The organism is Massilia sp. Masssp93, assembly GCF_059491295.1.
Window position 1 is genome coordinate 4,242,431 of sequence record NZ_CP168502.1, and the last position, 12,472, is coordinate 4,254,902.

Consider the following 12,472-nt stretch of genomic DNA (forward strand, 5'->3'; position numbering starts at 1 on the left):
CGCCCGCGTTTTCGTAGGGTGGGCGGTCCTCCGCCCACGCGGCGATACCTGACGGTTTCGTGTTCGTGCACGAACCGGCTGGCGCCAGCTATCGTCGCGTGGGCACGTTTCATTTGAGGCCCCCGGCCTCAAATGCCCACCCTACAAATTCAATGCGGCCCAGGCCGGAACGGCGATTCGCCAGAATGCCGCCAACGATTCCACGTTCCCCACATCCAGCCCGAGAAACCCCGCCGCCTGCCGCAGCGCCGCCACCGCGGCACCTTCATCGCCCGGCCGCACGGCCAGCGCGCCCGTCTGCTTGGACAGCTTGTCGCCATCGGCATTGCGCACGACCGGCACGTGCAGATAGCGCGGCGTGGGCACGTCCAACAGCCGCTGCAGGAAGATCTGGCGCGGCGTGGAATCGAGCAGGTCGGCGCCGCGCACGACGTCCGTCACGCCCTGCTCGGCATCGTCGACGACGACGGCCAGCTGGTACGCCCAGTAACCGTCGGCCCGCTTCAGCACGAAGTCGCCCGACTCGCTGGCCAGATGCTGGCTGACGACGCCCGCGAGGCGGTCCTGGAAGGTGATGACGTCCGCGCCCGCCTCCGGCACGCGCAGGCGCAGGCTGCGCGGGCTGCGTCCCGGCGCGAGGCCATGGCGGCACGTGCCCGGGTAGAGGGCGGCGCCGTCGGGCGCGAAGCCGAGGCGCGAATCGGCGATCTCGCGCCGGTTGCAGCCGCACGGGTAGACGTGGCCGGCGAGGCGGTCGTAGGCGGCCTGGTACAGGTGCTTGCGGCGGCTCTGCCACACGACCTCGCGGTCGGATTCCATGCCCAGGCGCCGCAGCAGGCCGAGGATCTCCTCGGCGGCGCCGGGCACGCTGCGGCCTTCGTCGATGTCTTCGATGCGGATGAGCCACGTGCCGCGGTGGGCGCGCGCGTCGAGATAACTGGCCAGCGCGGCGACCAGCGAGCCCGCGTGCAGCGGCCCCGTGGGCGATGGGGCGAAGCGGCCGACGTAGGCGTCGGTGGGTGTCGTTGCGTTCATGGAGGCGCAACCTTAGCACATCGCGGCGGCCCCCTGTGCGGCCAATACCCGCGCGGCATCGTCCGGCGTGAGCGGACGGTGGTAGTAATAGCCCTGCACGAGATCGCTCCCCATCTCGCGCAGCAGCGTCAGCTCGGCCTCGGTCTCGACGCCTTCCGCCACCACGTCCAGGCCCAGAGCGCGCGCCAGCATCAGCACCACCTCGACGATCTGGCGCTTGTCGTCAAAACAGTCGAGCTTGCTGACGAAGGAGCGGTCGATCTTCAACGTGTCGATCGGCAGCCGGCGCAGATAGCTGAGCGAGGAATAGCCGGTGCCGAAATCGTCCAGGCTCACGAGCACGCCCAACGCCTTCAACCGGGCGAACACGGCGATCGCATGCTCGGCGTCGGCCATGACGGCGCTTTCGGTCAGCTCGAGCTTCAGGCTGGCGGGCGCGATCCCGGTCTCGGCCAGCGCGCACGCCACGACCTCGACCAGGTCGCCGCCCGTGAACTGCACGGCCGACACGTTCACGCTCATCGAGAGCCGGGGGTCATGGTCGCGCTGCCAGTCGCGCAACTGGCGGCAGGCTTCGCCCAGGACCCAGGCGCCGATCGGCTCGATCAGGCCGATTTCCTCGAGGACGGAGATGAATTCGCCCGGCGGCACGAGGCCGCGTACCGGGTGGCGCCAGCGCAGCAGGGCCTCGAAGCCACGCACGCGGCCGCCGCGCGGGTCGACGATCGGCTGGAAGTGCAGGAAGAACTGCTGCTGTGCCATCGCGTCGCGCAGGTCCGCTTCCAGCTGCAGGCGGCGCACGGCGGCCAGCTGCATGGTCTGGTCGAACATCACCCAGCGCGCCCGCCCGCCCTGCTTGGCGTGGTACATCGCGATGTCGGCGTCGCGCAGGATGTCTTCCACGTCGGCGTAGCCGCTGGCGCTGAGGGCGATGCCCACGCTGGCCGTCACGAACACGCGCTGGCCGGCCACCTCGAACGGCTCGGCCAGCACGCCCATGATGCGTTCGGCGACCACGATCGCGCTTTCGGCACTGGCCACCTGGTCGAGCAGGATCACGAATTCGTCGCCGCCGAAGCGCGCGAGGAGGGGCTCGTGCGCGAACGCGCGGTCGCGCGCCACCAGGTCGGTCTGGCGCAGGCAGAGCGACAGGCGCTTGGCCGTCGCGACGATCAACTGGTCGCCGGACTGGTGCCCGAGCCCGTCGTTGACGGATTTGAAACGGTCCAGGTCCACGAACAGCACCGCGAAATGATTGTCCGGCTTGCGCTGCGCGCGCTGCAGCAGATGTTCGAGCCGGTCCGCGAACAGCTTGCGGTTGCCTAACCGGGTCAGCGGATCGTGCAGGGCGTCGTGTATCAATTTGTCGTGGGCGCGGCGGCGCTCGAACACGCGGCCGAGCTGGGTGCCGATCTGGGCCAGCAGCCGCAGCAGCGATTCCTCCGGCGCCTGGCGTACGCGGCTGAAAAACTCCAGCACCGCGACCACCTCGCTGGCGATCATCACCGGGAAGGCAAACATCGAGGCGAAGCCGGCGTCCACGATCAGCGACAGGCGGGGGGTTTCCGCGCTGCCGGCCGCATCGGTATCGATCCACGCGGGCTGTCCGCTGCGCGCGACCTGGCCCGGCAGGCCGACGCCGGCCGCGAACACGCTGGCTTCGGTGTAGGCGCGCAGTGCCCGGACCGGACCGCCGCCGTCGCGCGCGGCCTCGTCGTACCAGATGCTGGTCGGGTCGAGCCGTTCCCCGCCCGCATGTCCGGACACCAGCCACAGGTGGCCGAGGGGCCAGCTCCCATAACGGCACATGGCGTGCAGTGCGCGTTCCATCGCGTCGTTGACGCCCTCCGCCTCGTTGGCGGCCACCGCCATGCTCTCGAGCAGGGCGATTTCCTGCTGGCGCTGGAACAAGGCACGCAGGCCCCGCTCGGCAATCGCTTCGGCTTCCAGACGAGCCGCCACTTCGCGCCGCACGCGCCGCTCGAGACGGGCGATCTCGGCTTCCGGAGCCACGTTGTCGCCCCCGTTCATTGCTGGTCGAAACGGACGTGGAAGACACACCTGGCATCGCCGCGGTGCATGCACTCGTCCTGCTCGAACTCGATCCGCTCGCCGAAATGCGTGGCGGCACCGTGCATGAACCCATCGGCCAGCGCACACAGGCGGCGTGGCGAGTTGTAACCGATCTTGAGCACGCCGGCGACGCTCGTGTCGAAATCGAAGACGGGCGGGTGCGCGCCCGGATACAACTTGCGCACTTCGGGGTGGATGATGCTGTTCAGGCTCAGCAGGAAGCTGCGCACGTTCGCATGGCTGTCGAAGAACGCCGGATAGCGCCGCGCCAGCAGCGGCATGGCCCGGCGGCCGAACCAGCGCAGCACGGTGTCTTCCGGTATCTCCAGAGCCTGCGACGCCGTGCGCACCAGGGTGGCGATCTCGGCGTCGTCATAACTTCCCAGCGATGTATAGGCACCTTGCAGTCCAGCCACATCGAGTAATCGGTCCCAGGCGGCCTCGCCGTACGCGTTGCTGACGGCTTCTTCCAACAAATTAAAAACAATACCTTTCACTGCGGACACCCTTCACGTTTCATCAAATCGGCATCCGCGCGACCCGTCGATACGGGCATCACGCTGGATGGGTTATGAGTATTGCATTAAGACAATAATTTAATCAAATTAATTTGAACTCAGGTCCGCACGTTTGAGACAGCACAAGGGAAAAAACCGCCGTATTTTATTATTGAGAATGGTATTGAGAATGATTCGCGTTTACGATATCCTGCGCTTCCGTTATTGAGAAGGCAAGCCATGAACGCGATACCGACCCCGCTCAAACCCACCGATCCCCTGCTCGACGCCGTCGCCACGGAACTGGCCTGGTCCGAGGCGCGCAAGCGCAGCCTGCAGCGGACGTTGCAGGCGCTGTTCCGCGAACACCTCCTGAACCGGGACCAACTGATCACGGAAGGTGCCGGGTCCTGGCTCCCCCTCTGGTCGCAGCAAGGCGTCTTGCGATTCGAGGGCCTGAGCCTCGGCCGCATCGGCGACTGCCGGCTGACGGGAAGCGTGTCGTACTACCCCACGGGCGAGCGGCCGCAGCCGGTGACGCATGCGGCCGCCTTGCTGGCCTGCGTGGCACCGTCGCTGCCGGGCCGGGGCGAGGACCTGCAGCGGCTCGTCCACGAACTCGACAACAGCCTCGCCAACGACGTACTGTGCCTCAGTTACCGCCGGACGTGGGGCCGGTCGCTGCGCGCCGAACTGGGTGGCGCGGACGCGTACTTCATCGCCGCGCTGCGGCGCGCCGGGCACGCCAATCCCGCGCTGCTGCTGGAACAATGGGGCACGCTGGGCCACCCGTGGCATCCGACGTTCAAGACCAAGCTCGGCCTGTCCGCGGACGAGGTGCTCGCCCTGTCGCCGGAATTCCAGCCGACCTTGCGGGTGCCGCTGGCCGCGATTCGCGCGGACAAGGCCCGGACCACGTGCGCGGCCGGCGACGGCGACTACGCCGCCTGGTTCGCGCATCACTTCCCGGCGAGCGCGCAACGCTGGGAAGCCGCTTTGACAAAGCTGGGCGAGCGCGCCGCCGACTGGCTGCCCCTGCCCCTCCATCCATTCCAGGCCCGCAAGGTGATCCCGCGGAAGTTCGCGGCCGAGATCGCGCAGGGCGACCTGCTGCTGCTCGCCGGCGTCACTCTCGACGCGACGCCGACCATGTCGTTCCGCACCGTCGTCCCGGCCGGCTCGCCGGCGCTGCCGCACCTGAAGCTGCCCGTGTCGCTGCGCCTGACCAGCGTCCAGCGCACGGTCTCGCCCAAGTCCACCGTGATGGGACCGCGCATCACGCGCCTGCTCGCGGCGATCCTCGAACGCGAACACGGTTTTGGCGGCACGCTCGACATCGTGCGCGAAGACGTGGGCCTGCACTACATCGACCCGCAGGACGACGATGACCGCGCGCGCCACCTGGCGATCCTGTACCGCGCCAATCCGATGGCCAAGGGCGCCGGCGGGCGCTTCCCGGTCCCGGTCGGCGCCCTGTTCGCGGAGTCGCCGTTCAGCGGCCGTCCGCTCGCGACGGAGCTCGTGGCGCTGGCCCACGGCGACCATGCCGCGGGCGCCGTCGCCTACTTCGGGCGCCACGCGCGCACCGTGCTGACGGCGCTGCTGTCCGCTTACCTCGTGTACGGCATCGCGTTCGAAGCGCACCAGCAGAACAGCTTCATCATGCTCGACGACGGCTACGAGCCGGTCCAGCTGCTCGCGCGCGACTTCGGCGACCTGCGCATCCACGGCCCCACGCTGCGCCGTGCCGGGCTGGCGCTCGACGCCTACCGGGCCGGCTTCACGGTGTACGACGACGACGAACCGGTGCGCGACAAGCTGCTGCACGCCGTCCTGCTGTGCCACCTGTCCGAACTGGCGCTGCTGCTGGCGCACGCCTACGGCCATCCCGAGCACCACTTCTGGGACGCCCTGCGGCGCACGATGGACGACGTGTTCGCGGGCCTGCGCGCGCGCGTCCACGAGCGCCGCTGGCAGGCCGAACGCGAGGCGCTGCTGGCCCATGACTGGCCGGCCAAATCGTTCCTGCGCATGCGCCTGCTCGACACGTCGGACGACGTGCACGGCACGATGCCCAATCCGCTCGCATGACCACCGCGCGCTGGCTGTTCGCGCTGCAGCTCGTGGCGATGGGCGCCATGGAGATGAGCGGCCCGTTCTGGCCCCTGCACCTGCGCCGCCTGGGCGGCCTGGCGCCCGCGGCGCTGGCCTGGGTCAGCGCGGCCGCCTACGCCGGCCCGATGGCCATGGCGATGTGCACGACGCCGTGGTGGGGGCGCCTCGGCGACCGGGTCGGCCACAAGCCGATGCTGCTGCGCGCGCTGCTCGCGCTGGCGGCCACGCAGTGGTGGATCGCCGCGACCGACAGCGTGGCCGTCATCCTCGCCGTGCGGCTGCTGCAGGGCGCCCTCGCCGGCACCATCGCGGCGGCGCAGGCCTACGGTGCGCGGCTCGTGACGCGCGACGCGCGCGGCGCGCTGATGGCGCAGCTGCAGGCGGCGACGGCGATCGGCTCCGTGGCCGGTCCCGTTCTCGGCGGCTGGCTGTTCGATGCGTGGGGCTTCCGCACGGTGAACCTGTGGGCCGGCGCCGCGTGCCTGCTGTGCGCGGCGGTGGCGGCCGCCGTCCTGCCGCCCACGGCCCCGCTGCCGGCCGCGCCAGCGCCCGGCGCGCGCCCACCGCCGGCCGGCCTGCGGCAAACGATGTACGGCCTGCTGCTCGGCATCGTGCTGGTGCAGGCCGGGAAGATGATGCCGCAGACTTTCTTCGGCCTGTACGCAAGCGAGGTGCTGCACGTGTCCAGCCGCGTGACGGGACTGTGCTACGCGGGCACCGCCCTCGGCCTGTGCGTGGCCGCGCCGTTCTGGGCGCGGCGCTTCGCGCGCATGGCGCACGCGCAGGTGCTCGCCCAGGTCGAATGGATTCTGTGGGCCTGCGTGGCCATCGTCGCGGTGCAGGCGGCGGCGTCGGACATCGGCCTGTTCCTGCTGGCGCGCGTGCTGTGGGGCGCGTGTCTCGCCGCCCTGCTGCCCGTGTTCTACGGCCTGCTCGCGCGCGCCGCCGCGGACGACGAACAGGGCCGCGTGCTCGGCGCCGGCAACGGTGCCGCCAAGGCCGGCGCCCTGCTGGGTGCCGGCGCGGGCGGCCTGGCGCTGGCCTGGGTGCCGCTGTCCGCCATGTTCTGGACCGTCGCGCTGCTGTATGCCGTCGCCGCCGCCGGCATGCGCGCCATCCGGCTCCAATCCAACCATTTCCAACACATTCACACACCAACAGGGATTTCATGAATCACGCACTTCGTCCTTTACCTTACCTCGTCGCCATCGCGTGCAGCCTGTGCGCGCAAGCCCATGCCGAAGAACCCGCGATGCCGGAGGTGATCGTCAAGGACAGGAAAATCGATGCCGGCTCGTACGACACCCCCGACGCGACGACGGCGACCAAGATCAGCGTGCCGCTGCGCGACGTTCCGCAGACCGTCAACGTGGTGCCGGCCGTCGTGCTGCACGACCAGAACGCGTTGTCGCTGCAGGACGCGCTGCAGAACGTGCCGGGCCTCTCCTTTTCCGTCGGCGACGGGCAGCGCGACCAGGTGACGATCCGCGGCTTCTCCGCCATCAGCGACCAGTTCGTGGACGGCGTGCGCGACGATGCGCTGTACTTCCGCGACCTGTCGAACATCGAGCGCGTGGAGGTGCTCAAGGGACCGGCCTCCGTGCTGTACGGGCGCGGGTCGGCCGGTGGCCTCGTCAACCGCGTGACGAAGAAGCCGCTCGCCGATCCGCAGGCCGAGGCGGGCGTCATGCTCGGTTCGCGCGGGCAGCGCCGCGGCGAGTTCGACGTCGGCGCGGCCGGCGCCGGCAAGGACGCCCTGTTCCGCCTGACGGGCGCCGTCGAGGATTCGACCGGCTTCCGCGACCGCTACTTCCTGCGCCGCCAGGCGCTCGCGCCGTCGGCCACGTTCAAGCTCAAGCCAGGGACCACGCTGACCCTGCAGGCCGACTACCTGCACGACAAGCGCCTGGCCGACCAGGGCGTGCCGAGCTACCACGGCCGCCCCGTCGACGTGCCGGTCGAGACCTATTTCGGCGCCGCCAACGGCACCGCGCGCGCCTTCGTGCAGAGCGACGTCAAGAGCGCGACCGCGACGCTCGACCACGTGTTCGCGCCCGGTCTCGAGCTGCACACGGTGCTGCGCGCCTACGACTACGCCCTCGACCGCAATTACACGTCGATCGGCGCCATCAAGGACGGCGCCGCACCGACCGTCGCCATCGGCCAGAGCCACCGCCTGCGCGACGAGGACGGGCGCTACCTGCAGAACGAACTGTCGCAGCAGCTGGACTGGGGCGCGACGAACCACCAGCTGCTGTACGGCGTGGAGGTCGGCCGCCAGAACAAGGCCGAGGTGCTGCGCTCGCGCGGCAACGTCGCGACCTACAGCCTGTTCCACCCCGTGCTCGTGGACCTGCCGGTGCTGCCGGACACCGTCGCAGCCAGCGCCGACAACCGCAGCCGCGTCGACATCGCCGGCCTGTACGTGCAGGACCTGGTGGCGCTGTCGTCGGCGTGGAAAATCCTGGCGGGCGTCCGCTACGATCGTCTGAAGCAGGACCGCGACGACCGCACGGTCAAAAACCTCGACCTGCACCGCGTCGACGACACGTTCTCGCCGCGCCTCGGCGCCGTCTACCAGCCCACCAGCCGGGTCGCGCTGTACGCGTCGTGGAACCGCTCGTTCCAGCCGATCTCCGATTCGTTCTCGTTCCGCGCCAACAGCGATACGCTGAAGCCAACCCGGACCGTCAACAAGGAAGCGGGCGTGAAGCTCGACGTGTCGGCGCGTTCGAGCCTGACGGCGGCGCTGTTCGACATGACGCAGACGAATATCCAGGTGGCCGATCCGGCCAACACGAATTTTTCGCTGCCCGTGGGCCGCCAGCGCACGCGCGGACTCGAACTGAGTTTCAGCGGCGAGCTGGCGCCCGGCTGGGATGCGATCGCCGGCTATGCGACCATGCGCGGCACGATCGAGGACTCGACGGAGTTCACGACGGCAGGCACGCCATTCGAAGGCAACACGGCGGCACTCACGCCGCGCCACACGTTCAATGCCTGGATCAAGCACCGCCTGGACGACCGGTTCTGGGTCGCCGCCGGCGGCCGCGCCGAATCCGCGCGCTACGCCTCGCCCGACGACCTGACGACCCTGCCCGGCTACGGCGTCCTGCAGCTCGGCGCCGGCTACGACGGCAGGAAGGTCGACGTGACGGTCACCGTGAAGAACCTCGCGAACCGGCGCTATTTCGTGTCGGCGCACAGCGGCGCGAACGACTACAACATGCCGGGCGAGCCGCGCTCGGTGCTGGTCAGCGCGCGCTACCGCTTCTGACATGACGACATGACGACATGACGACATGATGCACGGCACACTCCGTACCTGGTTCCGGCGCCTGCACCTGGCCGTGGCGCTCGTCTTCGGCTGCGTGTTCGGGCTGTCCGGGCTCACCGGCTGCGCCCTCGCGTGGATGCATGAACTCGACGCCATGCTCAATCCGGCGCTGTTCCATGCGGCGCCGGCGTCCGGCCCGCTCGCACCCGCGGCCGTCAAGCGCATCGTCGACCGGCTGGCGGCCGACCCGGCGTACGGCCGCCCCAGCCAGCTGATGCTGCCGGCGCGCGGCGGCGAGGTGGCGGTCGCGTGGTATCGCCTGCCGCCGGCCGCTGGGCGCGGGCCGTTCACGCTGGACCGGTCGCGCCAGGTCATGGTCGACCCGGCCAGCCTGGCCGTCACGGGCGAGCGCGTGTGGGGCGAGCCGGGCCTGTCGCGGCCTTTGCTGATGCCGACCTTGTTCCACCTGCACCGCTACCTGCTGGCCGGCGCCGCCGGCAAGACGGCCATCGCCGTGTCCGGCCTCGCGCTGCTGTTCATGTCCGTGGCGGGCCTCGTGCTGTGGTGGCCCAGGGCGCGCGTCGCGGCGTGGCGCAAGGCGTTCAGCGTCGCGTACCGGGGCTCATGGCCGCGCTTCAATTACAGCTTCCACCGCGCGGCCGGCGCGGTCGTCGCGCCGGTGCTGGCGGTGCTCGGCTTTTCCGGCTGCCTGTTCAACCAGCCGCAGTGGATCACGCCCGTCGTGGCCAGCGTGGTGGCCGTATCGGTACAGGACAAGCCGAAGCACGGCGCGGCGGGCGACGTCGGCGTGGCGCGCGCGGCGCAAGCGGCCGGCGCTCTGTTCCCGGCCGCGCGCGTGTCGCGCATCGGACTGCCCGCGACGCCGGGCCTGCCGTACGAGATCCGCCTGCGCCAGCCCGGCGAAGTGCGTCAGGGCGACGGCAACACCCGCGTCACGGTCGATGCGGCGACGGGCCGCGTGCTGCGCGTGCGCGATCCGCTGCACGCGCCGGCCGGCGACGCCTTCATCGACTGGCAGTTCCCGCTGCATACGGGCGAAGCGTTCGGCACATTCGGACGGATCGTCATCAGCGTCGTCGGCCTGGCGCCGCTCGCGTTCCTGGTGACGGGCCTGGCGGTCTGGCGGCAGCGCCGCAAGGCACGCGCGGCGCCGTGGTGACGGGCGCGTTTTTGTGTCAAACTGGGCGCCATGTGCGTCAACTACCGCCCTCCGCTGCCCGAACAACTCGACATGGTGCTCGGCACCCTCGTCGACCTGTACCGCGACTGGGACTGGCCCAGCGAGACCTGGAAAGACTACACCGCGCCGATCATGCGCGCCGGCGCCGGCGGCGAACGCAAGCTGCAGCTGGCGAGCTACGGCATGGTGCCGCGCCGGCACATCCCGCCGGGCGTCAAACCGTTCGACACGATGAACGCGCGCGCCGAATCGCTGGGCGAAAAACGCTCGTTCGCCCCGGCCTGGCGCCGCGCCCAGCTGTGCGCCGTGCCGATGACCTGCTTCTATGAACCCTGCTACGAAAGCGGCCGCGCCGAACGCTTCGGCATCGGCATGGCCGACGACAGCGTGTTCTTCGTCGCGGGCCTGTGGCGCGAGTGGTCCGAGGCCGACGGGTCGATCGCGGCGGCGTTCACGCAGATCACGATCAACGCCGACGACCACCCGCTGATGCGGCGCTTCCACAAGCCGGACGACGAAAAGCGCGCGCTCGTCGTGCTGCCGCCGAACGACGTCGACGCCTGGCTGCATTGCCGCGATCCGGAGCTGGCGCGCAGCTTCCTGCGGGCGTACCCGGCGCAGGCGATGAAGGCATGGGCCGCGCCCAAGGCGCCCGCCGCGAAGGCGGCCGCGCAGACCCCGCCGGGGCAGCAGAACCTCGAATTATTTTGACGCGGGCGCCGCCTCGGCCGCCTTCACGACCTCGATCGCCTGCTTCGCCACCCCGTTCGGCACCGCCAGCGACAGCTGGTAATGCACGATCTCGAATCCCGCTTGCGTCCGGCGAATGACGCCGCTGGCCATGCAATGCCCCATGTTTTCCGTGTCGAGCAACTCGTCGAACCAGATCAGCGCGCCGTCCGGCGTCGCATACACATTGCGCCGCGTGGGGTGGAACACCCAGGCGGCCTGCTTGCCCTCGAAATACTTGCGGCCCCATTCGCGGAAGGCGTCGCGCTGCCACAACTCGCCGCGGTCGGTGCCGATGTAGACGCCGTCCGGCGCCATCTTGTCGAAGTAGCGCATGCGCGCGTGGGCGGCGTCGTCGTGCCAGCCGTCGACGAAGGCATTTACTTGCTGCGCGAGGGCCGGGTCAATGCCAGCCGCATGGGCGAGCGACGCGACGAACAGGCAGCACGCGAGGATCAGCGATTTCATGTTGGGGGTCCTTTCCGGGGCGAGAAAGGTATTGTGTAACGAAACGTGCCGGTTCAACAACTCCGGCCGGACGGGTGTACATTTATCGACATGAGAACCTTCGTCCTCGCCGCCCTGCTGACGGCCATCTCCTCCGCTGCCTGCGCCTCGAACCAGGCGCCGCCGACGCCATCCATCCGCCAGCGGCTGGACGAGGATGCCATCCGCAAGGCCGTGCGCGAGACGCTCGCGGAGATGCCGGCGCCGGCGCGGGACCGCGGCCCCGTGCTGAGCGGCGATCCGGCCCACGAGAAGTTCAAGCGCCAGTTCGACGACGCCCGCGTGCCGGGATGCTGGGGCCCCGACGCGCTGAAGCACCAGCCGGCGCAGATCGGGCCGATCGGCCTGGGCGGCATCCTGGCGCTGCCGTTCTGGGGCGCGGCCATCGCCGCCGGCAAGTGCCGGTAGGCGCAGCGGCGTCAGGCCGGCAGCGCGGCCAGCAACTGGTCCGTGCTGCGCACCCGGCCCATCGTCGGGAACATCTGCTCGAACGCGAAACGGTGCATGTCGGCGGTGAGCGTCGACGTGGCGTCTTCGGCGAACACGATGTCGTAGCCGAGGTCGTGCGCCGCGCGCGCCGTCGTTTCGACGCCGATATTGGTCGCCACGCCGCCCAGGATGATCGTGCGGATGCCGCGCCGGCGCAGGATCTGGTCCAGTTCCGTCGCATGGAACGCCCCCCACTGGCGCTTGGTGACGAGGAAATCGCCCTCGCGCATGCCGGCCTCGGGCAGGATGTCGCAGGCGTTCGGCGGGAAGCTGTCGGGACGGGCGCGCGGCCGGTCGACCACGTGCGTATGGATGTCGCCCAGCGCGACGCGCACGTACACGATGGTGGCGCCGGCCGCGCGCCAGGCGGCGGTCAGGCGGGCGGCGTTGCTCACGACATGCGCGGCCGGATGGGGCGCCAGTTCACGCGCCAGGATGCCGTGCTGGAGGTCGATGAGGACGACGGCTGTGGATCGGGGTTGGAGATCGGTCATGGGAATCCAAAAGAGAGTTATGCGAGGACATCCTCGCAAAAGATAGTAGAGGATA

Annotated in this window: 11 protein-coding genes; 6 read left to right on the forward strand and 5 right to left on the reverse strand. The window is 69.8% G+C overall.

The genetic code is table 11. From position 1 onward, the window contains the following. Positions 1 to 141 precede the first annotated feature (141 nt). Genes gluQRS through ACEN9Q_RS17430 form a run of 3 tightly spaced genes read right to left on the reverse strand, consistent with a single transcriptional unit; the run spans position 142 to position 3,614 of the window. Positions 142 to 1,035 (reverse strand): tRNA glutamyl-Q(34) synthetase GluQRS, encoded by an 894-nt coding sequence (gene gluQRS / locus ACEN9Q_RS17420; RefSeq protein WP_495625441.1) that lies wholly within the window; start codon positions 1,033 to 1,035, stop codon positions 142 to 144. A 12-nt stretch (positions 1,036 to 1,047) separates the two neighbouring features. Beyond that, positions 1,048 to 3,066 carry a putative bifunctional diguanylate cyclase/phosphodiesterase gene (locus ACEN9Q_RS17425; protein WP_495625442.1) on the reverse strand — a complete coding sequence of 673 codons (2,019 nt, stop codon included), beginning with the start codon at positions 3,064 to 3,066 and terminating at the stop codon, positions 1,048 to 1,050. Then, on the reverse strand, positions 3,063 to 3,614 hold the full coding sequence (locus ACEN9Q_RS17430) for a heme NO-binding domain-containing protein (protein ID WP_229412693.1): 552 nt from the start codon (positions 3,612 to 3,614) through the stop codon (positions 3,063 to 3,065). Before ACEN9Q_RS17430 ends, ACEN9Q_RS17425 begins: the two co-directional genes overlap by 4 nt. A 231-nt stretch (positions 3,615 to 3,845) precedes the next feature. Between ACEN9Q_RS17430 and ACEN9Q_RS17435 the strand changes: the two genes are divergently transcribed. Genes ACEN9Q_RS17435 through ACEN9Q_RS17455 form a run of 5 tightly spaced genes read left to right on the forward strand, consistent with a single transcriptional unit; the run spans position 3,846 to position 10,909 of the window. Next, positions 3,846 to 5,696: an IucA/IucC family protein gene (locus ACEN9Q_RS17435; protein WP_495625443.1), complete on the forward strand. Its 1,851-nt coding sequence runs from the start codon at positions 3,846 to 3,848 to the stop codon at positions 5,694 to 5,696. Beyond that, positions 5,693 to 6,892 carry an MFS transporter gene (locus tag ACEN9Q_RS17440; protein WP_495625444.1) on the forward strand — a complete coding sequence of 400 codons (1,200 nt, stop codon included), beginning with the start codon at positions 5,693 to 5,695 and terminating at the stop codon, positions 6,890 to 6,892. The genes ACEN9Q_RS17435 and ACEN9Q_RS17440 overlap by 4 nt, the downstream gene beginning before the upstream one ends. Further along, on the forward strand, positions 6,889 to 8,997 hold the full coding sequence (locus ACEN9Q_RS17445) for a TonB-dependent receptor (RefSeq protein WP_495625445.1): 2,109 nt from the start codon (positions 6,889 to 6,891) through the stop codon (positions 8,995 to 8,997). Before ACEN9Q_RS17440 ends, ACEN9Q_RS17445 begins: the two co-directional genes overlap by 4 nt. Positions 8,998 to 9,022: 25 nt before the next feature. Continuing rightward, on the forward strand, positions 9,023 to 10,177 hold the full coding sequence (locus ACEN9Q_RS17450) for a PepSY-associated TM helix domain-containing protein (protein ID WP_495625446.1): 1,155 nt from the start codon (positions 9,023 to 9,025) through the stop codon (positions 10,175 to 10,177). Between the two features lie 30 nt (positions 10,178 to 10,207). Continuing rightward, positions 10,208 to 10,909: an SOS response-associated peptidase gene (locus ACEN9Q_RS17455; protein WP_495625447.1), complete on the forward strand. Its 702-nt coding sequence runs from the start codon at positions 10,208 to 10,210 to the stop codon at positions 10,907 to 10,909. Here the strand turns inward: ACEN9Q_RS17455 and ACEN9Q_RS17460 are convergent. Continuing rightward, positions 10,901 to 11,395: a nuclear transport factor 2 family protein gene (locus ACEN9Q_RS17460; protein WP_495625448.1), complete on the reverse strand. Its 495-nt coding sequence runs from the start codon at positions 11,393 to 11,395 to the stop codon at positions 10,901 to 10,903. The two genes, ACEN9Q_RS17455 and ACEN9Q_RS17460, sit on opposite strands and share 9 nt — an antisense overlap. A gap of 90 nt (positions 11,396 to 11,485) precedes the next feature. Here ACEN9Q_RS17460 and ACEN9Q_RS17465 point away from each other — a divergent pair, with 90 nt between their 5' ends. Then, entirely contained in the window at positions 11,486 to 11,842 is a 357-nt protein-coding gene (locus tag ACEN9Q_RS17465) for a hypothetical protein (RefSeq protein ID WP_495625449.1), read from the forward strand. 11 nt (positions 11,843 to 11,853) lie between these two features. Here ACEN9Q_RS17465 and ACEN9Q_RS17470 read toward each other — a convergent pair whose 3' ends face one another. Further along, complete coding sequence (locus tag ACEN9Q_RS17470) at positions 11,854 to 12,417, reverse strand: isochorismatase family protein (protein ID WP_495625450.1); 564 nt, start codon at positions 12,415 to 12,417, stop codon at positions 11,854 to 11,856. Positions 12,418 to 12,472: the final 55 nt, after the last annotated feature.